This is a genomic window from Mycolicibacterium komossense, assembly GCF_025822605.1.
GTDB lineage: Bacteria > Actinomycetota > Actinomycetes > Mycobacteriales > Mycobacteriaceae > Mycobacterium > Mycobacterium komossense.
The window spans coordinates 67672-89848 of sequence record NZ_JACKTY010000037.1; the positions used below are offsets into that span (position 1 = coordinate 67672).

Sequence of the window (22177 nt, forward strand, 5' to 3'; positions counted from 1 at the left end):
CGTAGGTATTACTTTCTCAGACGTTTACGGTTCCGGCCTTGTTCCCAGCCTGTTTACCGGTGTGTCGTGTCTCACGCCCGGTCGCGTTGCGGGTGAGGCAGGCTGATCGTATGGATGCCGGCACCCCCGAACTGGTTCATCTATGCGCTTCCGACGAGTGGGAAGCCGCTTCGGTACGAGGTGAGCTGCGTCCGGACTCGCTTGTCGAAGTTGGCTTCGTTCATCTTTCGACCCTTCAGCAGGTTCACCTCCCGGCCAACCGGCTCTTTGCCGGCCGGGACGATCTGGTACTGCTGTACCTCAATCCTGGCCTGCTCACATCGCCGATTCGCTGGGAACCCGGAGTGCCAACGGATCCCGAGGCCATGCTGTTCCCGCACCTGTATGGGCCTCTGCCCGTCGAGGCTGTGACAAGTATCACGTCGTACCGGCCGGGTCCGGATGGAGCCTTCCCGGCACTCGGAACCACTCAGTCCTTGAGGTAGGCGTCGGCCTCGATCTCCACCAGCAGCTCGGCAGAGATGAGCGCCTGGACTTCGACCATCGTGGTGACCGGACGGATGTCCCCGAAGACCTCTGCATGCACCGCCCCGACCTCGCGCCACTGGGCGATATCGGTGACAAAGATTCGGGTCCGAACGACATCGGTCAGTTCGGCGCCCGCCGCGCGCAGCGCGATCTCGATACGTCGCAGGGCGTCTCGGGCTTGGTCGGCGATACCGTGGCCGGCGCCGGTGGTGCCCGCCACCGCGATCACCGGCCCGATGCGGACGGCCCGGGAGTAGCCGACTGTCGACTCGAATTCCACCCCTGAGGAGATGTTCTGCCGTTGTGTCACGCGAGGTCTCCTCGTTGGTCAATTCTGTTCTGCTCGTGTGGTGTCGATCAGTCCCGTCGCAACGTATCCCAATCGTGTTCGTCCTCTAGGTCGGCGATCAGCCGGCCGGTTCGTTCCCGCAGCAATAGTGTCGCCCCGATACCGACGAGCACCGCCACGATGAGCGCGATCCAGGAGAACCGAGACAGCCAGCGTTCGGCGGCCAGCCCGAGGAAATAGACCACCGCGGTGGTGCCGCCGGCCCAGCAGAGCGCGCCTGTCGCGTTCGCGGCGAGGAACCGCGCATATGGCATCTTCAGCGCGCCGGCCAACGGTCCGGCAAAGATCCGTAGTAACGCGATGAAACGGCCGAAGAACACCGCCCAGACACCCCAGCGCGTGAACAGCTGCTTGGCCAGGGCGACATGGCCCGGTCCGAAATGCTTGGGGAACCGGCGACCGAGTCGCTCGAACAGTGACATGCCGAAGCGGCGTCCGATCGAGTACCCGATGGTGTCACCGACAATGGCGCCGATCGCGGCGGCCGCACCGACGGCGACCGGATTGATGTCCAGTGTGTGGCGCGACGCCAACAGCGCCGCGCTGACCAAAGCGATCTCGCCGGGCAGCGGTATGCCGAGGCTTTCCAGCCCGATGACGGCTCCGACGATGACGTAGACCGCCAGTGGTGGAATCGTCTCAAGCAATGCGTCGACATTCACGCCGCCCACAATGCCTTATTGCTCGTTGTCTGCCGGGTAATCCAGGTGTGCGGATTCCGCAGAAGTGACACAACGGGCCCTGAGTGTAAAGGCAGCCCTTATACTCGGCCACCGTGGGAATTCTCGCCGGCTTCGCGCCGTGGATCGTCTACTGGGTACTGGTCGGCAACGTTGCGTCCACTGTCGCGGTGCTGGTGGCGCTGGCGATCGCCGTGTTGTCGTTCGTCGTCGGCAGAACCAACCGCAAACCGGGAATGACACTCGAAATCGGTTCCATTACAACGTTTCTGATGCTGACTGCACTGACATTCGCGCTGAGTCAGCAGTTCGTGGAGCGCTGGATCCAACCACTGAGCACGGCCGGGATGTTGCTGGTCGCCGTGATCGGAGTGCTGGTCGGCAAGCCGTTCATCCGTGAGATCGCCGAAGCCGAGCAAGCCCCCGACGTCATCAAGAGCGAGTTGTTCGCCACGATCACCGCCCAGATCACCTGGGTCTGGGTCGGTGCGTTCGCAGCGATGACGATGTCGTCGGCGATTCCGCCGATCGTGCAGGGCCTCAACAGCACACCTGACACGCTCCTGGACGCCAGGGCCCCGCTGTCGTACGTCTGCTACTGGGTGGTTCCGTTCGCGCTATTCGGGTGCGCTGCGATCGGTTCGCGCCTGCTCATGGAGCGGATGATTGCCGAAGCGACGAGCCCGCACACCGTGCGGCGCACCACATTTGTCGCGTTCAAAGAGCTCGAGATCGACCAGCTGTACTACCTGGCCAGGGAGCGGGCCGAACGCGAGGTCGGTCCCGATATGGAGGCCTATGACGTCAAGCTCGGTGCTGCGGGCTTGCCACTGACCGGCGACGACTCCCGGGAGTCGTGGCCGGCCAGTTACAAAATGCGCCCGCGCCGCTAGCGGCTAGTCCAGGTAGTCGCGCAGCACCTGGGAACGACTGGGGTGCCGCAGCTTCGACATCGTCTTCGACTCGATCTGGCGGATGCGCTCGCGGGTGACCCCGTAGACCTGACCGATCTCGTCCAGCGTGCGCGGCTGGCCGTCGGTCAGACCGAAGCGCAACCGGACCACGCCGGCTTCGCGCTCGGAGAGCGTTTCCAGGACCGACTGCAGCTGATCCTGCAGCAACGTGAACGACACGGCGTCCACGGCCACCACAGCTTCGCTGTCCTCGATGAAATCGCCCAGCTGGCTGTCGCCCTCGTCGCCGATGGTCTGGTCCAGCGAGATCGGCTCACGCGCGTACTGCTGGATCTCCAGCACCTTCTCCGGCGTGATGTCCATTTCCTTGGCCAGCTCTTCGGGCGTGGGTTCGCGACCCAGGTCCTGCAGCAGCTCGCGCTGGATACGGCCGAGTTTGTTGATGACCTCGACCATGTGCACCGGGATGCGGATGGTGCGAGCCTGGTCGGCCATCGCGCGGGTGATCGCCTGACGGATCCACCAGGTGGCATACGTCGAGAACTTGTAGCCCTTGGTGTAGTCGAACTTCTCGACTGCGCGGATCAGACCGAGGTTGCCTTCCTGGATCAGGTCCAGGAACGCCATGCCGCGGCCGGTGTAGCGCTTGGCCAGCGACACGACGAGCCGGAGGTTGGCTTCCAGCAGGTGGTTCTTCGCCCGGTCGCCGTCGCGGCAGATCCACTGGTAATCGCGACGCTGCGCGGCGGGGAGTTTCTCGCCTTTCTCGACCAGCTCCGACATCAGCTGGGTGCAGTACAGCCCGGCTTCGATCCGTTTGGCGAGCTCGACCTCTTCCTCGGCGTTGAGCAGCGCGACCTTGCCGATCTGCTTGAGGTAGGCGCGCACGGAGTCGGCCGACGCGGTGAGCTCGGCGTCTTTGCGGGCCTGCCGAAGCGCCTCGGATTCCTCTTCGTCCCAGACGAAGTCACCGGATGCCTTGTCCTTTTCGGACGGCTCGGGAACGTCTTCCTCGTCGGTGGCGGGAGTGGGCTCCACAACAGCCGGTGTCTTCACGTCCTTGACTGCGGTGCCCGACTCCTCACCGTCTTCGTCGAGGACGACATCGTCGACCTCCAGATCGGCGTCCTCTTCGATAACGTCGGGCTCGGCCTCGAGGTCGTCGTCGAGATCGATGTCGTCGCCACCGGCCAGATCGGTCTCATCGCCCGAAGTGGCCTTCTTGGCGCGCGGACCGGCGGTTTTGGTTGCTTTGGCGGCCCGCTTGGCGGGGGCCTTGGTGTCTCCGGTGGCGGTCTTGGTAGCTCGCTTCGCGGGCGCCTTCTTGGCGGGGGCCGGGGCCGTCATGGTCACGGTGTGGTTCACCGCTTCATCAGTTACCGGGCTTGCCTTAGTCGCTGCCACGTACACCCTTTCGGTCTTGCTGCCTTTCAGTGGGCAGGTGCATGCACCACCGAAAGTGTCGGCTATTGGGAATATCGGCGTGAGTCTCTGGCTTGGAGCTTCGCCGCTATCCGTTGAGGCGGCCGCCCTGACCATTGTAACGACAGTAATGGGGTCTACTGCGCCGAGCGCGCTGATTCACCCGCGTTTCAGTGTGCTCCTATTGCTCGTTGTCGGCTTCGGCGGCCATTGCCGCACCCACGATTCCTGCCGTGTTCAACAGCGCGGCGGCAACGACAGGCGTGCGGTTCTTCAGCAGCGGAATCCACTTGTCGGCTTTGCGGCTGATGCCGCCACCTGCGATGAACAGGTCGGGCCAGATCGCGTTCTCGACCGCTTCCAGCACCTTGGTCACCTCAGGGGCCCAGCGCTTGTAGCTCCAGTCGTTCTTTTCCTTGACCGAGGATGCGGCCCGGTGCTCGGCCTCCATCCCGCCGACCTCGAGGTGGCCGAACTCGGTGTTGGGCAGCAGGACGCCGTTGTTGATCACCGCAGATCCGATGCCGGTGCCGAAGGTGAGCAGCACGATCAGGCCGCTGTTGTCCTTTCCTGCACCAAAGCGCTCCTCGGCCAGTCCGGCGGCGTCGGCGTCGTTGAGCACCGTGACCGGCTGTCCGTCGAGCGCCCCGCTGAAGACCTCACTGGCGTTTGCCCCGATCCAGGCCTTGTCGACATTTGCCGCGGTCCGCACGACACCGTCGGTCACCACACCTGGGTAGGTGACGCCGAGCCGGCCGGTCCAGCCGAATTCGTGGACGACCGCGGCGATGGTCTTGGCAACGGCTTCCGGCGTAGCCGGTTGCGGGGTGGCTAGCTTGAATCGTTCTCCGATCAGCAAACCGGTGTCGAGGTCGACGATGCCGCCCTTGACGCCGCTTCCGCCGACGTCGATTCCGAATCCGCGGCGCTGGGCGCCCGAATCTGAGGCGGATGAATCTGTCGCGGTCATGAAGACTCCTCAACGAGGCTGGCTGGCGGCGCGCCCCACACACTAGTGGGTGGACGGACAGTTGGTGAGTGTGTCACGAGGTCTCGGACATGTGTTGCGACCCGGATATGTGTTGCGATAGGTGGGTGACGAATCCCGCCAGCCGCCCCGCCAGCTCCGCCGCCGACCTGCGCACGATCGCCGAGCAACTTGCCTCGGAGGCAGCGGCATTCGTCCGCACGCGGCGCGCCGAGGTGTTCGGTGCGGCGGCGGAATCCGGGCAGGCGGCTGCGACCGCGGTGTCTGCTGTGTCCTCCAAGAGCACGCCGACCGATCCGGTCACGGTCGTTGACACCGAGACCGAACGTCTGCTGCGACAGCGCATTGCGACGCTGCGCCCCAGCGATCTCGTGGTCGGAGAGGAAGGCGGCGGCCCGAGCGGGGATGCCCAGGCGGGCGTCGTCACATGGGTGCTCGATCCGATTGACGGGACGGTGAACTTCGTCTACGGGATTCCGGCGTATGCCGTGTCAGTGGCCGCGCAAGTCGACGGCATCACGGTTGCCGGGGCAGTCGCCGACGTCGTCGCAGGCGAGGTCTACTCGGCCGGTCTGGGTCTGGGGGCGCACGTCGAGGGCCCTGCGGGACGGCGGCAGTTACACTGCACCGCGGTCCTTACGCTCTCGATGACGTTGCTGGGCACCGGATTTGGCTACTCGCCGGCCAGGCGCGCGACGCAGGCGGCATTACTTGCCCAACTCATGCCGCTGGTTCGCGACGTGCGCAGGGTCGGCTCGGCGGCGCTGGATCTGTGCATGGTCGCCGCGGGCCGCCTCGACGCCTATTACGAACACGGGACCAAGGTGTGGGACTGGGCGGCCGGTGCTCTGGTCGCGGCCGAGGCGGGCGCGTGGGTGCGTCTTCCGCAGGACACCAAGGACCTCCTTGCCGCGGCCGCCCCCGGCGTCGCCGACGAGTTCCGCGAGACGTTGGGCCGGTTCGGTGGACTGGCGCCGCTGCCGGAGTAGGGGAGTCGGCCTCAGCAGGCGGTGGCGTGGATCTTCTTGATCAGGGCGGGGTCGGCCTGCACGGTGGCGTCGGGCTTGAGGCCGGCCAGCACGGCGTCGATATCGTCGCTGTGCGTCAGCGTCGTGAAATCGGTGCCGACAGCCAGATCGACGGAGTCGTTGTCGCGGTTGTCGCGGTAGAGCTCCGTGCATGGCGCCACCAGCCAGAGTGCGGCTGCCGCCGCCTGCCCCTTGGGGCCGAAGCGGATCTGTCCCTGACAGGTCAGCCGGGTCGTCGCGTAGATCGGATCGTTGGCGGCCACCGGCTGGGCAAATCCGAGATCACGTAGGGCGCCCGACACCTCGGCGGCTTGGCCGCCCTGGCCGCTGGCGTTGAACACCGAGATCTTCGTGTCGGTGAGCTTGGCTGGCGCGACATCGGACATTTCGGTCCGCGACACCGGATCGCCGAGTTTTGGGGCGTTCGGGTCGGTCGGCTGCGGGGGAGGATTGCACACCGCGGCCTCCCGGACGTCCGGTGGCCGAGTCAGGGCGAATCCCCACACCAACGCGGTCGCCACCAGGAGCACGGCGGCTGCGATGACGCCGGGCCAGATATTGCGGCGCCGAAACGGCAATCCGCGCTTGTCGAAGGCCGTACCTTCGGTGATGTTCGCAACCACGCCTGCACTCTAGGCGTGGCGTCGGAAGGGATCTCTGCCCGTATCCCCCGGATAGCACCCCTTTGTGATGTAAATCACAACCAAACTAGGGCTGTTATGGGCACGAATAGTTTGGCGCAGGCGTTCGGCACTGGTACAAAGCCTTGCTGCAACGATTACGAGGGGACGAGGACGATGGCTACCGACTATGACGCCCCACGGCGCTCCGAGACCGATGACGTTTCTGAGGATTCGTTAGAGGAGCTCAAGGCACGCCGGAACGAAGCGCAGTCGGCCGTTGTGGACGTCGACGAATCCGATTCTGCGGAGAACTTCGAGCTGCCCGGCGCCGACCTATCCGGCGAGGAACTGTCTGTGCGGGTGATCCCGAAACAGGCCGACGAGTTCACCTGCTCGAGCTGCTTTCTGGTGCACCACCGCAGCCGCCTCGCCACCGAGAACAACGGTGTGATGATCTGCACCGACTGCGGGGCCTGAGCGACCCGTCGGCGCGCTCAGCTGCGCAGTGCGGACAACACCCGGTCAGGGTGTCGGCAGCTCACCAACCAGTACGGGGTCGGATCATCGGGATCATCGAGCACGACGAGCACCATCGGGCCCACCCAGGCTCGATGCACCACGTAGGCGGCCGGGTCGAGTTGTCGTCCGAGGGCGGCCGACTTGGCTGACCGGGGAACCTCGGCAGAGCGGGCGATGACCGACACCGGCAGGTGTGCGCCGCCGGCCCACAGCTCGATCATCCCGTCTGCGGCAACCACCCGGACCTCCGAGCGCCCTAGCCACAACAGTGCGCCGGAAGCCACGCCGAACAGCGCAGCGAACGGAATCCAGTTGGGCACGGCGGCGGCGGCCTGGTTGACTTCCAGCGCGATCAGGCCGGCCAGGATGAATCCCAGCGGCCACCACCACCAGGGCACCCAGAGTCGCTCGCGGTATCGCACCGCCTGCGAGGTCACACGCGAACTCGACACGCGGCCAAGGGTAGTCTGTGGCCTCGTGTCCACCCCTCTTGCGGTCGTACGTCTGGACCCCGAGCTCCCGCTACCCGCTCGCGCGCACCACGGCGACGCGGGGGTCGACCTGTACAGCGCACAGGACATCGTCCTGTCGCCCGGACAGCGCGCTCTGGTGCCGACCGGCATTGCGGTCGCGATTCCGGAGGGAATGGTCGGCCTGGTGCATCCACGTTCAGGATTGGCTGCCCGCGTTGGACTTTCCATCGTCAACAGCCCCGGCACTGTCGACGCGGGCTACCGCGGCGAGATCAAGGTTTCACTGATCAACCTCGACCCGACCGAACCGATCGTGATTCATCGCGGTGACCGGATTGCGCAGCTGCTGGTGCAGCGTGTCGAGCTACCGGAGCTTGTCGAAGTCTCGTCGTTCGAGGAGGCTGGGTTAGGGGACACCGTCCGTGGCGAAGGTGGCCACGGTTCCTCGGGAGGACATGCGAGTCTGTGATGGCATTTGGAAAACGCAAGCAAAGTGGTGACAGCAGCGGCGAGCCGGCGAAGGGCGCGCCCGCAGTGGAGACCTCGCGCGCGGCGGAGCGGACGGCGCCGGCGGAACCGGCCCCCGGTCTGGAGGACGACCTCGAAGGTCCCTTCGAGGTAGAGGATTTCGATGATCCCGAGGAGGCGGCCGTCGGCCGCCTCGATCTCGGGTCGGTGCTGATACCGATGCCGGAGGGCGGTCAGGTCCAGGTCGAACTGAGCCAGACTGGCGTGCCCAGTGCGGTGTGGGTCGTCACGCCGCACGGCCGCTTCTCGATCGCTGCGTACGCGGCGCCCAAAACCGCGGGCCTGTGGCGCGAAGTGGCCACCGAGTTGGCGGACTCGCTGCGCAAGGATTCGGCGTCGGTCTCGATCGAGACGGGTCCGTGGGGGCGAGAGGTGGTCGGCACGGCCGCCGGGGCGGTTCGCTTCATTGGGGTGGATGGCTACCGGTGGATGATCCGCTGCGTCGTCAACGGCGCCATCGAAACGGTGGACGCTCTGACGGTGCAGGCTCGAAGTGCATTGGCGGACACGGTGGTTCGCCGTGGCGATACGCCGCTGCCGGTGCGCACCCCGCTGCCGGTGCAGTTGCCCGAGCCGATGGCCGCCCAGTTGCGGGCCGCCGCGGAGCAGGCCGGACATCAGCTGCCCCAGGAGCAGGAAGCCCCGCCCGCCGTGCCTGAGCCGACTGCGCGCCGCAGTACGCAGGGTGAGGCGATGCAGCAGTTACGCACCATCACCGGCGGCTAGCTCCGACGGCGCTAGATATCGCTCAGGGCCGCCAGGCAGGCTTCGCCGAGAGTTGATGGGTCGGTACCGAGGTCTGCCAGCGTGATCGTGCGCAGCGATGCGTACGGCGCCGCGGCCACCCACTCGAGACCTACTTCCACGGGGTGGATCGGGTCATCGGATGCCGAGGCCACCCCCATCGGCGCGGTCAGCGTCTCCAGTTGGGCGCTGGTCGGCGCGACGTAATGGGCGGCGGCCTCCATGGCATCCGGCAGTTCCGGCCATTGACCCACCCATGATCGCGTCAGTTCGTCGGCGAGCCACGGGGGGCTGGAATCACGCATCCTGGCCGTCGCGGCCACCACCCCGTCGCGACGGAGTTCGTCGGCGGAGTGCCGGGCCGCCACCGCGGCGGGAGCGGTATCCGGAGCCCCCGTCCACGGGGGTAACGCCGCCAGCACGGCCACGGCATGACCGGGGTGTGCGATTGCCCACGCCGTGGCGACCGCCGCGCCCAGCGAAATCCCGCCGACGGCGATCGGGCCGTCGGCTGCCGCCTCGTCCAGCGCTGCCAGATACCCCTCGATCAGCCGTGCCGGTTGGGGCCGGTGAGCCACCGGCAGGGCGCCTACCTGGTGTAACGCCGGAGCGAACGCACGGTAAACGTAGTCGTCGTCGGAGCCGGTGCCCGGCAGCAGAACCGTGGTGACGCCACGAAGGTCAATGCCCATGCACTGATCGTGCCTGGTGCCGCAGGAATCCTAGGTTTAACGGCGCGGGCGGCGTGGCATTCAGGAACCAAGGGGTCTACGGTGACGTTGTCATTGTGATTCGCGGCTAGTGCGGACCCATTGAGGTGTCAGGAGTGCGATGGCTACGGCCGAAGGTTATCTGCGCCGGCTTACCCGCCGCTTGACGGAAGACCCTGAGCAGCGCGACGTCGATGAGCTGACGGGTGAAGCCGCCAGCACCGGCGCCCAGCGCGCCATCGACTGTCAGCGGGGGCAGGAAGTCACGATGGTCGGGACACTGCGCAGTGTCGAAGCCAACGCCAAGGGCTGCGCGGGCGGGGTCAAGGCCGAATTGTTCGACGGCACCGATACCGTCACCCTCGTGTGGCTCGGACAGCGCCGCATCCCCGGTATCGACTCGGGCCGCACCCTGCGGGTGCACGGCCGGATGGGCAAGTTGGAGAACGGCACCAAAGCGATATATAACCCGCATTACGAGATTCAGCGGTGATGTAGTCGCCCGTGTCTGAGAACCGCACCGGCGCCCAGGCGATGCTGGACCAGATGGGCGGCGTGAGTGGCCTGGTCTACTCATCGTTGCCTGTCGTAGCCTTCGTTCCGATTTCCTCTGCTTTCGGTCTCCCCGCCGCCGTACTGTCGGCGCTCGGGGTGGCCGCACTCGTCCTGTTCTGGCGTCTTTTCCGGCACGACTCGCTCCAGCCCGCGATATCGGGCTTTATCGGAGTGGGCTTCTGCGCCCTGATCGCCTACGTGATGGGCGAGGCCAAAGGATATTTCCTGCTTGGTATCTGGATGTCGCTGGCGTGGGCTGCCGTGTTCGGCATTTCGGTGCTCATCCGGCGGCCGATCGTCGGCTATGTCTGGAGTTCGGTCAACGGCCACGGCCGCGAATGGCGCTCGGTCCGCCGCGCCGTTGTCGCATTCGATATCGCCACCGTCACCTGGGTATTGGTGTTCGCGGCCCGTTTCGTTGTGCAGCACCGGCTCTATGACGCCAACCAGACCGGCTGGCTCGGGTTCGCCCGTATCGCCATGGGCTGGCCGCTGACCGCTGTCGCCGCACTTGCCACCTACCTGGCGATCAAGTCCGCCCAGAAGTCGGTACGCGCTGCCAGTGGCGAAGAACACGAATCTGTTGACGGTGTCGAGGTCGGAGATGGCGACCAGCCGGGGGTCGTCGCCGACAGCGACTCCGCGCAACGCAGCGACTAGCGTCGACGACTCAGGAGAGCGACGGCAGGCTGATCGCCGACGTCGTGTTCAGGCGGTCGTGCTCCGATAGCAGTGCTCCGACAGCCACGACCCGCTTAGGTCGACGGCGGGAGCAGCAGCGCGCGCAATTCGCCCTCGACCTCGGGGGAGACAACCAACACCAGCTCGTCGCCACCTTCCAGCGGCTCGTCGGGTGCGGGCACAATCACCCGATTCCCCCGCAGGATCGTCACCAATGCGGCGTCGCGGGGGAGTTCCAGCTTGCGCACCGCTTTGCCGCCCCACGAGGTGTCCGCGGGCAATGTCATCTCGACCAGGTTCGCCTGACCAGTGCGGAAGGCCATGAGCCGCACCAGGTCTCCGACGGCGACGGCCTCCTCGACGAGCGAGGCCAGCATCCGAGGAGTCGAGACCGCGACGTCGACACCCCACGCGTCGTCGAAAAGCCATTCGTTGCGGGGATCGTTGACGCGGGCCACCACCCGCGATACCGCGAACTCGGTCTTGGCCAGCAGGGAGAGCACCACATTGGCCTTGTCGTCGCCGGTCGCGGCGATGACCACATCGGACTCCTCCAGCTGCACCGACTCCAGCAGGCTCAACTCGCAGGCGTCGCCGAGACGCCAGTGCGCGGCGGGGATGGCGTCGACGTCGATGTGCTCGGCGTTGCGCTCGATCAGCGTGACGTTGTGCCCGTTCTCGACGAGCTCGCGGGCGATCGAACGGCCGACCGCGCCCGCCCCGGCGATGGCGACCTTCATCTGCGCCGCTCCTCGTCGTCGATCGACATCAGTGTTTGTCCTTCACTTCGTCGTCCTCGCCGGGAGGCAGGGCGGCGATCGCCATCGCCTCGGCGGCATGCCCGGACACGGCCGCGATATACACCTGGTCGCTGGCCTGGATCACGGTCTTGGGCTCGGGTAACACGCCCGTGCCGAAGCGGATCAGGAACGCCACCCGGGCACCCGTAGCCGCCTCCAGATCGGTAACCCGGCGCCCGACCCACTCCTCGTGCAATTCCACTTCGGCGACCGCGACCGTGCCGGTAGGGTCGCGCCAGCGGGCGGTTTCGGCATCCCGGGTCAGCGCGTTGAGCAGGCGATCGGTGGTCCACGGCACCGTGGCCACCGTCGGGATGCCCAGGCGTTCGTAGACCGCGGCGCGCTTGGCGTCGTAAATACGCGCCACCACACGCTGCACGCCGAAGGTCTCTCGCGCGACCCGTGCCGAGATGATGTTCGAGTTGTCACCGGAGGACACCGCCGCGAAGGCGCCGGCCCCTTCGATCCCGGCCCGCAGCAGCACCTCTCGATCGAATCCCATCCCCAGCACACGTTCACCGGTGAATTCGGGGGACAGGCGCTGAAACGCCGCGATATCGCGGTCGATGACAGCCACTTCGTGACCGATCCTGGCCAGCCCGTCGGCCAGCGAGGCCCCTACTCGGCCGCACCCCATAACCACTACCCGCACCTGAAGTCCTCTCGGCTGCATTTGCGCGTCAGACGGCCGTCTTACCCGGCCGTGACTCGACCGTACGTGGAACGCTACAGCCCGACGTGCTTAGGCATACTCTTGGTCCTCGTGTCCAAGCTTTCGACCGCCGCGCGCCGGCTCGTTCTGGGTCGCCCGTTCCGTAGCGACAGCATGGGGCACACCTTGCTGCCCAAGCGGATCGCGCTGCCGGTGTTCGCCTCCGACGCCATGTCGTCGGTGGCCTACGCCCCTGAGGAAATCTTCCTGGTGCTCTCGGTGGCCGGGCTGAGTGCCTACTCGATGACACCGTGGATCGGCCTGGCCGTGGCCGCGGTGATGCTCGTGGTGGTGGCCAGCTACCGGCAGAACGTGCACGCCTATCCGTCCGGTGGAGGTGACTATGAGGTGGTCACCACCAACCTGGGCCCGACGGCAGGTCTGACGGTGGCCAGCGCACTACTGGTGGATTACGTTCTGACCGTTGCTGTTTCGATGGCTTCGGCGATGTCGAACATCGGCTCGGCAGTACCGTTCGTCGCCGAGCACAAGGTGCTGTTCGCGGTCCTGGCGATCCTGATCCTGATGTCGATGAACCTGCGCGGTATCCGGGAGTCGGGAACCGCCTTCGCCATCCCTACCTATGCGTTCATCTTCGGCATGCTGATCATGCTGGGCTGGGGTCTGTTCCGGATCTACATCCTCGGTGACCCGATCAAGGCCGAGTCCGCCGGTTTCGAGATGCACGCCGAACACGGCCAGGTGCTGGGGTTCGCGCTGGTATTCCTGGTCGCACGTTCGTTCTCGTCGGGCTGCGCGGCACTGACCGGTGTGGAGGCCATCAGCAATGGTGTGCCCGCCTTCCGGAAACCGAAGTCGCGCAACGCGGCAACGACGCTGCTGATGCTGGGCGGGATTGCCGTCGCCCTGCTGATGGGCATCATCGTGCTGGCGGAGAAGGTCGGCGTGCAGATCGTCGACGATCCGGCCACCCAGCTGGTCGGCGCGCCCGCTGGCTACCAGCAGAAGACGCTGGTCGCCCAGCTCGCGCAGGCGGTGTTCGGCAGTTTCCACATCGGGTTCCTGGTCATCACCATCGTCACGGCCCTCATCTTGGTCCTGGCTGCAAACACCGCGTTCAACGGTTTCCCGGTGCTGGGGTCGATCCTGGCCCAGGACCGCTATCTGCCCCGTCAGCTGCACACCCGCGGTGACCGGCTGGCGTTCTCCAACGGCATTCTGTTCCTGGCCCTGGCGGCCGTCGCGTTCATCGTCGCGTTCAACGCCGAGGTGACCGCGTTGATCCAGCTCTACATCGTCGGGGTGTTCGTTTCGTTCACGCTGAGCCAGATCGGTATGGTCAAGCACTGGACCCGGTTGCTTCGCACCGAAACCGATTCGGCGGTACGTCGCAAGATGATGCGCTCCCGGGTGGTCAACACCATCGGCTTCCTGATGACGGGCGCGGTGCTGCTGGTTGTGCTGGTGACGAAGTTCTTGGCCGGCGCCTGGATCGCGATCGTGGCGATGACGGCGCTGTTCGTCATCATGAAGTTGATCCACAAGCACTACGACACGGTGGCGCGCGAATTGGCCGAGCAGGAAGCCGAAGAGGGCGAAGTGGTGCTGCCCAGCCGCAACCACGCGGTCGTGTTGGTGTCCAAATTGCACCTGCCGACGCTGCGGGCACTGGCCTATGCCCGGGCCACCCGGCCCGATGTACTGGAGGCGATCACGGTCAGCGTGGACGATGCGGAGACCCGCGAGCTGGTGCACAAATGGCAGGACAGCGACATCACCGTGCCGCTGAAGGTGATTGCGTCGCCCTACCGTGAGATCACCCGCCCGGTCCTCGATTACGTCAAACGGATCAGCAAGGAATCGCCGCGGACCGTGGTGACGGTGTTCATCCCGGAATACGTCGTCGGGCACTGGTGGGAGCAGATCCTGCACAACCAGAGCGCGCTGCGACTCAAAGGCCGTCTGCTTTTCATGCCCGGTGTGATGGTGACTTCCGTTCCCTGGCAGCTAAATTCGTCGGAACGACTCAAAACACTGGAAGCGCAGTCCGCTCCCGGTGACGCCAGAAGGGGCTTCGTCGATTGAGTACCGACACCTGTACCGAACTCACCCTGGAGACTGGGGCGGCCGCCAACGGCGGCAGCTGTATCGCGCGCCATGACGGTCGCGTCGTCTTTGTCCGCTATTCGCTGCCCGGCGAGAAGGTCCGGGTCCGTGTCACCGATCAGCGTGGGTCCTACTGGCACGCCGACGTCGTCGAGGTTCTGCAACCGTCAGCCGACCGCATCGACCCGCTGTGCCCGATCGCCGGTGTCGACGGCGCCGGTTGCTGTGATCAGGCGTTCGTCGAACCGGCCGCGCTGCGCACCATCAAGGGGCAGGTGGTCGCCAACCAGCTCGAACGCCTCGGCGGCTTCCAGTGGGACGGCCGGGCTGAAGCGGTCGGCACTGACACCGCGATCGGCTGGCGCACCCGGGTTCGCCTCGAGGTAGGCGCCGACGGCCGGCCCGGTTTTCACCGCTATCACAGCGCCGAACTGGTCACCGACCTGCGCTGCGGCCAGCTGCCCGACGGCATGCTCGACGAGCTGCCCGCCGATCGGCTGCGCACCGGTGATCAGGTGCACGTGGTGCTCGACGACGACGGTGTCCGGCACGTGGTGTGCGGGGGCCAGCACCGCCGCACCCGGGTGGTCGAAGGCGAATATCACGGTATCCAGCGAGTGGCCGGCCGGGAATGGTCTCTGCCGGTCACCGCGTTCTGGCAGGCCCACCGTGACGCGGCCTCGACCTACGGCGAGTTGGTGGCCGGCTGGGCGGGACTTGCAGACGGTATGACGGCCTGGGACCTCTACGGTGGCGCCGGGGTGTTCGCAGCGACGCTCGGTGCCGCGGTGGGGGACAGCGGCCGCGTCATCAGCGTGGACACCTCGCGCGACGCCACCAGGGCGGGCCGGGCCGCGCTCGCCGATATGCCGCAGGTACGCCTGGTGACCGAGTCGGTGCGCCGCGCTTTGTCGGCCCCCGCCGGACAGGACAGCGCGTTGGGCGACAGCGCGGACGTGGCGCTGCTGGACCCGCCGCGGGCCGGAGCGGGGCGTGAGGTGATCGATCGGATTGCCGCCGCAGGTGTGCCACGGGTGATCCACATCGGTTGCGAGGCAGCGGCATTCGCCCGCGATATCGGGCTGTACCGCGGACACGGGTACACCGTCGAGCAGCTGCGGGTGTTCGATGCGTTCCCGCTGACCCATCACGTCGAGTGCTTTGCGCTGCTGACCAAAGGCTGATCGGTGGCCACGCGACTGTTCACCCGTGGCTCGTGGTCGGAGGCCAGCCGGTTCGCCGAGATCCTCCGCAAGGAGACCATCGGTGGTGTCCTGCTGCTCGTGGCCGGTGCGGTCGCGCTGGTCTGGGCGAACTCGCCGTGGTCAGCCGCGTATCACCACCTGTCGGAGCTGACGGTCGGGCCGGCGAGCCTGCACCTGGACCTGCCGCTGGCGGCGTGGGCAGCAGACGGCTTACTGGCGATCTTTTTCTTCGTGGTCGGTGTGGAACTCAAACGCGAGTTCGTCGCCGGCGATCTGCGCAGCCCGGCGCGCGCCGCCCTGCCGATTCTGGCGGCGGTCGGCGGCATGCTGGTGCCCGCGGCTCTCTATGTGGGTGTCAACCTGGGATTGGGCTCGCCGGGCACTCTGGCCGGCTGGGCGGTGCCGACGGCCACCGACATCGCGTTCGCGGTCGCCGTGCTCGCAGTTCTTTCTACGCACCTGCCAAGTGCGCTGCGCACGTTCCTGCTGACGCTGGCTGTCGTCGATGATCTGCTCGCGATCACCGTCATCGCGATCTTCTACACCGACCACCTGGCGCCGGGACCGCTGGCGCTGGCGTTGGTCCCCGGCGGGCTGTTTGCGCTGTCGGTGCAGCGTGGTGTGCGCCAATGGTGGATTCTGCTGCCGTTGGCGATCGCCACGTGGGCGCTGGTGCACGCCAGCGGTATCCACGCCACCGTGGCCGGGGTGTTGCTCGGCTTCACGATCCCGGTGCTGGGTCGCCACGGCGCCGCCGAGCGCACGGAGCATCTACTGCGACCGGTCTCCGCGGGGTTCGCCGTCCCGGTGTTCGCCTTCTTCGCCGCCGGGGTGACGGTCGGCGGTTTCGGTGGTCTTGGCCACGCACTAAGCCATCCGGTGACGCTGGGCGTGATCGCCGGCCTGGTGGTCGGCAAACCCCTGGGGATCTGGCTCACCACATACCTGCTGGCTCGCTTCACCCACGCCAGCCTCGACGACGACCTGGCCTGGCGCGACGTTCTCGGCGTGTCGATCTTGGCCGGAATAGGTTTTACCGTGTCGTTACTCATCGGAGAGCTGGCCTTCGGTTACGGCACGCCGGACACCGCGGACGTCAAGATCGGTGTCCTGTTGGGGTCAGTAATCGCAGGTCTACTCGCTGCAGTGGTGTTGAGGAGCCGCAACGCGGTCTACCGCCGAATCCAGGAGGCGGAAACCGTCGACACCGATCACGACGGTGTGCCCGACATCTATCAGCCTCGTACGGACTGAATCAGGTATCCGTGCGTAGACTGACCAGATGCTTGAACAGATCCGCGGCCCCGCAGATCTGCAGCACCTGTCTCAGCTACAGCTAAGTGATCTGGCTCACGAAATTCGTGACTTCCTGATTCACAAGGTGGCTGCTACGGGCGGGCATCTCGGCCCGAACCTGGGTGTTGTCGAGCTCACCCTGGCGCTGCATCGCGTGTTCGACTCGCCGCATGACCCGATCATCTTCGATACGGGCCATCAGGCCTACGTGCACAAGATGCTCACGGGTCGCAGCCAGGACTTCGATACGCTGCGCAAACAGGGTGGACTGTCGGGGTACCCGTCGCGGGCTGAGAGCGAGCACGACTGGGTCGAATCCAGCCACGCGTCCTCAGCGCTGTCCTACGCCGACGGGCTGGCCAAAGCATTTGAACTGACCGGACATCGCAACCGGCATGTGGTGGCCGTTGTCGGCGACGGAGCGCTCACCGGTGGAATGTGCTGGGAAGCGCTGAACAATATCGCCGCGGCGCGGCGCCCGGTGGTGATCGTCGTCAACGACAATGGCCGCAGCTATGCGCCGACGATCGGCGGTTTTGCCGACCACCTGGCCACTCTGCGCCTGCAGCCGGGCTACGAGCGGTTGCTGGAGAAGGGCCGCGGCGCGGTCCGCGGTATGCCGCTCATCGGTGAGCTCTGCTACCAGTGCATGCACAGCGTGAAGGCGGGCCTCAAAGACGCGCTGGCTCCGCAGGTGATGTTCACCGATCTGGGATTGAAGTACGTCGGGCCGATCGACGGACACGACGAGCATGCCGTCGAAGCGGCGCTGCGCAGCGCGCGCGGATTCAACGCTCCCGTGATCGTGCATGTCGTGACCCGCAAGGGCATGGGGTACGGCCCCGCCGAGGCTGATGAAGCCGAGCAGATGCACTCCACCGGGGTGATCGACCCGCTCACCGGGCAGGCCACCTCCGTGGCGGCACCCGGGTGGACCGCGACGTTCTCCGAGGAACTCATCAAGCTCGCGGCCAAGCGCCGCGACATCGTCGCCATCACCGCGGCCATGCCCGGCCCGACCGGGTTGAGCGCCTTCGGGAAGCGGTTCCCGGACCGGCTCTTCGACGTCGGGATCGCCGAACAGCACGCGATGACGTCGGCGGCGGGGCTCGCGATGGGCGGCCTGCATCCGGTGGTCGCGATTTATTCGACGTTCCTCAACCGCGCCTTCGACCAGGTGATGATGGACGTCGCGTTGCACAAGCTGCCGATCACGATGGTGCTCGACCGGGCCGGTATCACGGGTTCGGACGGCGCGAGCCACAACGGCATGTGGGACATGTCGATGCTGAACATCGTGCCCGGTATGCAGGTCGCTGCGCCGCGTGATGCAGCCACTCTGCGTGAGGAACTGCGTGAGGCGATCGCCGTCAGCGACGGGCCGACCGCACTGCGCTTCCCCAAAGGCGATGTGGGACCGAACATTCCGGCGGTCGAACGACGCTCCGGCGTCGATATCCTGGCTCTGCCCGAGGATGAATTGACCGCAGACGTGCTGCTGATCGCCATCGGGTCGTTTGCCGCGATGGCATTGGCGGTCGCTTCGCGGCTGCGCGATCAGGGTATCGGTGTGACGGTCGTCGACCCGCGCTGGGTGCTCCCAGTTCCCGCGGTCATCAAAGACCTGGCCAAGACACACAAGCTTGTGGTGACGCTGGAGGACAACGGCGTCAACGGTGGCGTCGGATCATCGGTGTCGGCAACGCTGCGGCGCGGCGAGATCGACGTGCCGTGCCGCGATATCGGTGTGCCCCAGCAATTCCAAGATCATGCTTCCCGTAACGAGGTGCTGGCTACGGTCGGCCTGACGGATGCGAATGTGGCCCGCCAGATCACGGGTTGGATTGCCGCTCTTGGTAGTTCGGTGACCGAGCCGGCTGAGGGTCAGTTCGATGAGCGGTCGGACCGCCGGCCGCGCTAGGTCCGATTGCCCCGCCGGGCTGGATTATGCCGCTAGCCGCCTAACGCCATCGTGAGGTGCTGGGCGGAGGCGGTCTTGAGGTGAACCAAGTCTGAGGACACGGTGGCGAAGGTGTATCCCTGCGCCAACCGTCGAGCGGCGGCGTCGCCGGCAGCGGTGTGAATTCCCGCCGCAATTCCGGCGTCGGCGGCCGCTTTCTGAATCCGTACCAACGCGGCCTCGAAAGCATCGTCGACACTGACATCGGTGGTCGAGGAACCGCCCACCGCGAGCCGCAGGTCCGATGGGCCGACATACACTCCGTCGAGTCCGGCCACACCGCAGATGGCCTCGACGTTCGCCAAACCGTCGGATGTTTCGATCATCGCCACCACCGCGGTATCGCGATTGGCGTCGGCGGGTACCGGTCCGACGCGCAGCTGGGAACGCATCGGCCCATAGGAGCGGACACCGATCGGCGGGTACCGTGTCGCCGACACCGCCCGCGTGGCATCCTCGGCGGAATCGACGAGCGGGACGATCACCATCCGTGCTCCGGCGTCCAACGCCTTTCCGATGTACGTGGGGTCGTTGGCTTCCACCCGCACGACGCCGGCGGGTCCCGCCGCTGAGTCGATCGCCTGCAGCCCGCGCAGCATCCCGTCGTAGCCGATCAATCCGTGCTGAAGGTCGAGCGCGATGTAGTCCCAGCCGACGTGGGCTAGCCATTCGGTCGAGACGGGGGAGTCGATGACCGACCAATACCCGACGATGCGTTCGCGGTTGCGCAGGCGAGCGGCGAAGTCAGTTGCAGACATGAGACGACAATTCCTATCTGTTGTAGGCAGGCATGGGGCCACGCAAAGCCGCGCCGACCTCGTCGCACGCCGTGACCAGGTCATCGGACAGCGGTCCGCGACTCAACGCCTCGATATTCGATTGCAGGTGAGACGTTTTCGAGCCGCCGAGCAAGATCGGTCCGGCTACGGGCTTGGACCGCAACCAGCGCAGCGCGAGCTCGGTCAGGGGCAGGCCCGCGTCGCCGGCGATCGAGGACAACGCAGCGATCGCCTCGAAAATCTGGGTGTTCCAGTATCTTTCGCGATACATCGTCGCCAACCGAGAGTCGCCGAACCGACCTTCGCCGGGCTCTTCGGTGAATGAATGCCTGCCGGTGAGCAGCCCGCCGCCGAGTGGGTTGTAGACCATCGTGGTCAAGCCGGTGACGCCGGCATATTCGACGTACTCGTCCTCGATGCGCCGGGCCAGCAGGTTGTACAGCTGCTGTGCCACGACGGGCCGCGGTGCGCCGACCGCACCGGCGACCCGCACCACCTCACCGATCTGCCATGCGGCAAAGTTGGAGACGCCCAGGGCTCGGATCTTGCCTTCGGAGATCAGATCGGCGACTGTCGACAGCGTGTCCTCGAGCGATGCCGCGCGGTCCGGTTGGTGCAGGTAGAACAAGTCGACATACTCGGTCCCGAGACGAGTCAGCGAAGCTTCGACGCTGAGCCGCAATCCTTTCGGTGACAACGGCGAGTGACCGTCCACATCGCCGAGGTACATGCCGGCCTTCGTCGCGATGGTCACCGAGTCACGCCTGCCGGCGAGCAGCTTCGACAAGATGCGTTCCGATTCGCCCGCAGAATATCCGTTGGCAGTGTCGATGTGGGTGATGCCGGCGTCGAGGGCCAAGTCGAGAAGCGCACCAGCGCCGTCGATGTCCACGGTGTCGCCGAAGGTCATGGTGCCCAGCACCATGTCGGAAGAATCCGGTCCGAATGTCATACCGACGCTCCTTGCAGGTTCTGAACCAGGTGTCGAGGCTTGATGCCCGTCATCGTGGTGGGGTCGAGCGCGGCCGCACGCAACATTCGGGTGTACGGATCCTCGGGGTTGGCGAGTATCTCCGCCGTCGGCCCTGTTTCGACCAGCCTACCGTTGCGCATCACGACCACCGAATCCGAGATCTCCCGCACCACACCAAGATTGTGCGAAATAAACACGTAGGTGATCCCGGTATCGTTCTGGATTGTCCGCAGTAGGTCGAGCACCTGCGCCTGCACCGACACGTCCAGGGCGCTGGTCGCTTCGTCGCACACCAGGATCTCAGGCTCTGAGGCCAGGGCTCGCGCGATACCGATGCGCTGGCGTTGTCCGCCCGAGAACTCGGCGGGTCGACGGTGCAGCGACGTCGGCGGTAGTTGTACCCGGTCGATCAGCTCGGCCGCGCGCTTGGCCCGCTCGTCCTTGCTGCGAACACCTTTGAGGCGCATGGGCTCAGCCACGATGTCGACGGCAGACAGGTGCGGATCGAGGGAGCCGTACGGATCCTGGAACACCATCTGCACTCGGGAGCGGAACGGGCGCAGCGCTTTCTCCGAGAGCTGCGAGATGTCGACGCCGTCGACCGCGATCTTTCCCGATGTCGGTGTCAGCAGACGGACGATCGACTTCGCGATGGTTGACTTGCCGCAGCCGGATTCGCCTACAATCGCCAGCGTTTCACCCTTGCCGACGGTGAAGCTGACGCCGTCGACGGCGCGGAACGTCGCGTCTCCGGTGCCGTATTCGACGACGAGGTCCGATACCTCCAACAGGGGGGTTTCAGGCGTCATGCGAGCACCTCCTGGGGTGCGTTCTCCCAGGGGCCCAATTGCGGGACCGCGTCGAGAAGCTTTTTGGTATAGGGGTTCTGCGGGCGACTGACCATCGCGTCGGCGTCACCGCCTTCGACGAACCGGCCCTGTTTGATTACCAGGATGCGATCCGACATCAACCTGGCTACGCCGAGATCGTGGGTGATGAGCAGCATCCCGATGCCGGTCGACTCCTGCAGTTCCAGGAGCAGATCGAGGATGCTGGCCTGCACGGTGACATCGAGGGCGCTGGTCGGTTCGTCTGCGACGATAAGTTCCGGGCTCGCGGCAAGAGCGCCGGCGATCAGCACCCTTTGCATCATGCCGCCGGACAGCTGGTGTGGGTACTTCGTCAGTTGCGTCTGTGGCCGGGGGATGCGGACCTGCTCGAGAAGTTCTATGCACCGCTGCACCTGGTTGGCCTTGCCGCGAACCCCGCTGTGCGCCACAGCTTCCCGTAGTTGAGTGCCGATGGTGTGCACCGGGGACAACGCGGTCATCGGATCCTGCGGCACCAGCGCGATGTGCTGACCGCGGACCTTGCGAAGCGCTTTGTGGTCACCGAGGATGTCGGTGCCTTTGAAGCGCACGCGCCCCGACTGCACCGCAACATCCTCCGGGAGCAGACCGAGAATGCCCATGGCCGTTGTGGACTTGCCGGAGCCGGATTCGCCGATGATCGTGACGGTTTCGCCGGCGTGAATCTCGAACGTGACCCCGTCGACGGCACGCACTACGCCGGTGTCCGTCACCAACTCGATCTGCAGATCGTCGACACGTAAGAGTGCCTCACTCAGCACGGGTTCGGTCATC

At 65.9% G+C, this 22177-nt stretch carries 25 protein-coding genes; 12 read left to right on the forward strand and 13 right to left on the reverse strand.

Features of this window, described 5'->3' with window-relative positions:
• Nucleotides 1–110: 110 nt before the first annotated feature.
• Entirely contained in the window at nt 111–485 is a 375-nt protein-coding gene (locus H7J73_RS23265) for a DUF952 domain-containing protein (RefSeq protein ID WP_264070075.1), read from the forward strand.
• Here H7J73_RS23265 and H7J73_RS23270 read toward each other — a convergent pair.
• Both H7J73_RS23270 and H7J73_RS23275 read right to left on the reverse strand, forming a co-directional pair.
• The gene (locus tag H7J73_RS23270) at nt 470–838 is read right to left on the reverse strand and encodes a RidA family protein (protein ID WP_264070076.1); all 369 of its coding nucleotides are present in this window, start codon (nt 836–838) and stop codon (nt 470–472) included. The two genes, H7J73_RS23265 and H7J73_RS23270, sit on opposite strands and share 16 nt — an antisense overlap.
• A gap of 47 nt (nt 839–885) precedes the next feature.
• Nucleotides 886–1539, reverse strand: a complete 654-nt coding sequence (locus H7J73_RS23275) for a DedA family protein (protein ID WP_264070077.1) — start codon at nt 1537–1539, stop codon at nt 886–888.
• 113 nt (nt 1540–1652) lie between these two features.
• Between H7J73_RS23275 and H7J73_RS23280 the strand changes: the two genes are divergently transcribed.
• Nucleotides 1653–2450, forward strand: a complete 798-nt coding sequence (locus H7J73_RS23280) for a hypothetical protein (RefSeq protein ID WP_264070078.1) — start codon at nt 1653–1655, stop codon at nt 2448–2450.
• Between the two features lie 3 nt (nt 2451–2453).
• On the opposite strand, the gene H7J73_RS23285 is transcribed toward H7J73_RS23280, so the two are convergent.
• Both H7J73_RS23285 and ppgK read right to left on the reverse strand, forming a co-directional pair.
• Nucleotides 2454–3875, reverse strand: coding sequence for an RNA polymerase sigma factor (locus H7J73_RS23285; protein ID WP_264070079.1), 1422 nt, complete (start codon nt 3873–3875; stop codon nt 2454–2456).
• A 199-nt stretch (nt 3876–4074) separates the two neighbouring features.
• Nucleotides 4075–4863, reverse strand: a complete 789-nt coding sequence (gene ppgK / locus H7J73_RS23290; RefSeq protein ID WP_264070080.1) for a polyphosphate--glucose phosphotransferase — start codon at nt 4861–4863, stop codon at nt 4075–4077.
• Nucleotides 4864–4970: 107 nt separating this feature from the next.
• Here ppgK and H7J73_RS23295 point away from each other — a divergent pair, with 107 nt between their 5' ends.
• Nucleotides 4971–5870, forward strand: coding sequence for an inositol monophosphatase family protein (locus H7J73_RS23295; RefSeq protein ID WP_264070081.1), 900 nt, complete (start codon nt 4971–4973; stop codon nt 5868–5870).
• An 11-nt stretch (nt 5871–5881) separates the two neighbouring features.
• Here H7J73_RS23295 and cei read toward each other — a convergent pair whose 3' ends face one another.
• On the reverse strand, nt 5882–6532 hold the full coding sequence (gene cei / locus H7J73_RS23300; protein WP_264070082.1) for an envelope integrity protein Cei: 651 nt from the start codon (nt 6530–6532) through the stop codon (nt 5882–5884).
• A 174-nt stretch (nt 6533–6706) separates the two neighbouring features.
• On the opposite strand from cei, the gene H7J73_RS23305 reads away from it, so the two are divergent.
• Nucleotides 6707–7009: a DUF4193 domain-containing protein gene (locus H7J73_RS23305; RefSeq protein ID WP_264070083.1), complete on the forward strand. Its 303-nt coding sequence runs from the start codon at nt 6707–6709 to the stop codon at nt 7007–7009.
• 17 nt (nt 7010–7026) lie between these two features.
• Here the strand turns inward: H7J73_RS23305 and H7J73_RS23310 are convergent, their stop codons facing one another.
• Nucleotides 7027–7503 (reverse strand): DUF3093 domain-containing protein, encoded by a 477-nt coding sequence (locus tag H7J73_RS23310; protein ID WP_264070084.1) that lies wholly within the window; start codon nt 7501–7503, stop codon nt 7027–7029.
• 25 nt (nt 7504–7528) lie between these two features.
• Between H7J73_RS23310 and dut the strand changes: the two genes are divergently transcribed.
• Nucleotides 7529–7993 carry a dUTP diphosphatase gene (dut, locus tag H7J73_RS23315; RefSeq protein WP_264070085.1) on the forward strand — a complete coding sequence of 155 codons (465 nt, stop codon included), beginning with the start codon at nt 7529–7531 and terminating at the stop codon, nt 7991–7993.
• Nucleotides 7990–8778, forward strand: coding sequence for a DUF3710 domain-containing protein (locus tag H7J73_RS23320; protein WP_435405566.1), 789 nt, complete (start codon nt 7990–7992; stop codon nt 8776–8778). The genes dut and H7J73_RS23320 overlap by 4 nt, the downstream gene beginning before the upstream one ends.
• Before the next feature lie 11 nt (nt 8779–8789).
• Here the strand turns inward: H7J73_RS23320 and H7J73_RS23325 are convergent, their stop codons facing one another.
• On the reverse strand, nt 8790–9488 hold the full coding sequence (locus tag H7J73_RS23325) for an alpha/beta hydrolase (protein ID WP_264070087.1): 699 nt from the start codon (nt 9486–9488) through the stop codon (nt 8790–8792).
• 139 nt (nt 9489–9627) lie between these two features.
• Here H7J73_RS23325 and H7J73_RS23330 point away from each other — a divergent pair, with 139 nt between their 5' ends.
• Nucleotides 9628–9999, forward strand: a complete 372-nt coding sequence (locus H7J73_RS23330) for an OB-fold nucleic acid binding domain-containing protein (RefSeq protein ID WP_264070088.1) — start codon at nt 9628–9630, stop codon at nt 9997–9999.
• A 41-nt stretch (nt 10000–10040) separates the two neighbouring features.
• Nucleotides 10041–10721 carry a DUF3159 domain-containing protein gene (locus H7J73_RS23335; RefSeq protein ID WP_264070142.1) on the forward strand — a complete coding sequence of 227 codons (681 nt, stop codon included), beginning with the start codon at nt 10041–10043 and terminating at the stop codon, nt 10719–10721.
• A 95-nt stretch (nt 10722–10816) separates the two neighbouring features.
• Here the strand turns inward: H7J73_RS23335 and H7J73_RS23340 are convergent, their stop codons facing one another.
• Nucleotides 10817–11482, reverse strand: a complete 666-nt coding sequence (locus H7J73_RS23340) for a potassium channel family protein (RefSeq protein ID WP_264070090.1) — start codon at nt 11480–11482, stop codon at nt 10817–10819.
• A gap of 28 nt (nt 11483–11510) precedes the next feature.
• Entirely contained in the window at nt 11511–12194 is a 684-nt protein-coding gene (locus tag H7J73_RS23345; RefSeq protein WP_264070091.1) for a potassium channel family protein, read from the reverse strand.
• Between the two features lie 111 nt (nt 12195–12305).
• Here H7J73_RS23345 and H7J73_RS23350 point away from each other — a divergent pair, with 111 nt between their 5' ends.
• From H7J73_RS23350 to dxs, 4 genes are read left to right on the forward strand one after another with little or no spacing between them, the layout of a single operon-like run.
• A complete protein-coding gene (locus H7J73_RS23350) occupies nt 12306–14300 on the forward strand; it encodes an APC family permease (protein ID WP_264070092.1) in 1995 nt (664 codons plus the stop codon).
• Nucleotides 14297–15505: a class I SAM-dependent RNA methyltransferase gene (locus tag H7J73_RS23355; protein ID WP_264070093.1), complete on the forward strand. Its 1209-nt coding sequence runs from the start codon at nt 14297–14299 to the stop codon at nt 15503–15505. Before H7J73_RS23350 ends, H7J73_RS23355 begins: the two co-directional genes overlap by 4 nt.
• A 3-nt stretch (nt 15506–15508) precedes the next feature.
• Nucleotides 15509–16780, forward strand: a complete 1272-nt coding sequence (nhaA, locus tag H7J73_RS23360) for a Na+/H+ antiporter NhaA (RefSeq protein WP_264070094.1) — start codon at nt 15509–15511, stop codon at nt 16778–16780.
• Between the two features lie 28 nt (nt 16781–16808).
• A complete protein-coding gene (gene dxs / locus H7J73_RS23365) occupies nt 16809–18743 on the forward strand; it encodes a 1-deoxy-D-xylulose-5-phosphate synthase (protein WP_264070095.1) in 1935 nt (644 codons plus the stop codon).
• 32 nt (nt 18744–18775) lie between these two features.
• Here dxs and H7J73_RS23370 read toward each other — a convergent pair whose 3' ends face one another.
• From H7J73_RS23370 to H7J73_RS23385, 4 genes are read right to left on the reverse strand one after another with little or no spacing between them, the layout of a single operon-like run.
• The gene (locus tag H7J73_RS23370) at nt 18776–19540 is read right to left on the reverse strand and encodes an HpcH/HpaI aldolase family protein (RefSeq protein WP_264070096.1); all 765 of its coding nucleotides are present in this window, start codon (nt 19538–19540) and stop codon (nt 18776–18778) included.
• A 13-nt stretch (nt 19541–19553) separates the two neighbouring features.
• Nucleotides 19554–20513 carry an aldo/keto reductase gene (locus H7J73_RS23375; RefSeq protein WP_264070097.1) on the reverse strand — a complete coding sequence of 320 codons (960 nt, stop codon included), beginning with the start codon at nt 20511–20513 and terminating at the stop codon, nt 19554–19556.
• Nucleotides 20510–21343: an ATP-binding cassette domain-containing protein gene (locus H7J73_RS23380; protein ID WP_264070098.1), complete on the reverse strand. Its 834-nt coding sequence runs from the start codon at nt 21341–21343 to the stop codon at nt 20510–20512. Before H7J73_RS23380 ends, H7J73_RS23375 begins: the two co-directional genes overlap by 4 nt.
• A complete protein-coding gene (locus H7J73_RS23385) occupies nt 21340–22176 on the reverse strand; it encodes an ABC transporter ATP-binding protein (RefSeq protein WP_264070099.1) in 837 nt (278 codons plus the stop codon). Before H7J73_RS23385 ends, H7J73_RS23380 begins: the two co-directional genes overlap by 4 nt.
• Between the last annotated feature and the right edge of the window lies 1 nt (nt 22177).

Bases quoted from the DNA above. Each gene is read 5' to 3' on its own strand.
- H7J73_RS23325 (WP_264070087.1), bottom strand. From the start codon at position 9,488: ATGGGCATTGACCTTCGTGGCGTCACCACGGTTCTGCTGCCGGGCACC.
- ppgK (WP_264070080.1), bottom strand. From the start codon at position 4,863: ATGACCGCGACAGATTCATCCGCCTCAGATTCGGGCGCCCAGCGCCGC.
- H7J73_RS23385 (WP_264070099.1), bottom strand. From the start codon at position 22,176: ATGACCGAACCCGTGCTGAGTGAGGCACTCTTACGTGTCGACGATCTG.
- dxs (WP_264070095.1), top strand. From the start codon at position 16,809: ATGCTTGAACAGATCCGCGGCCCCGCAGATCTGCAGCACCTGTCTCAG.
- H7J73_RS23330 (WP_264070088.1), top strand. From the start codon at position 9,628: ATGGCTACGGCCGAAGGTTATCTGCGCCGGCTTACCCGCCGCTTGACG.
- H7J73_RS23370 (WP_264070096.1), bottom strand. From the start codon at position 19,540: ATGTCTGCAACTGACTTCGCCGCTCGCCTGCGCAACCGCGAACGCATC.
- H7J73_RS23265 (WP_264070075.1), top strand. From the start codon at position 111: ATGGATGCCGGCACCCCCGAACTGGTTCATCTATGCGCTTCCGACGAG.
- H7J73_RS23340 (WP_264070090.1), bottom strand. From the start codon at position 11,482: ATGAAGGTCGCCATCGCCGGGGCGGGCGCGGTCGGCCGTTCGATCGCC.
- H7J73_RS23335 (WP_264070142.1), top strand. From the start codon at position 10,041: ATGCTGGACCAGATGGGCGGCGTGAGTGGCCTGGTCTACTCATCGTTG.
- H7J73_RS23305 (WP_264070083.1), top strand. From the start codon at position 6,707: ATGGCTACCGACTATGACGCCCCACGGCGCTCCGAGACCGATGACGTT.
- H7J73_RS23380 (WP_264070098.1), bottom strand. From the start codon at position 21,343: ATGACGCCTGAAACCCCCCTGTTGGAGGTATCGGACCTCGTCGTCGAA.
- H7J73_RS23375 (WP_264070097.1), bottom strand. From the start codon at position 20,513: ATGACATTCGGACCGGATTCTTCCGACATGGTGCTGGGCACCATGACC.
- H7J73_RS23295 (WP_264070081.1), top strand. From the start codon at position 4,971: ATGTGTTGCGATAGGTGGGTGACGAATCCCGCCAGCCGCCCCGCCAGC.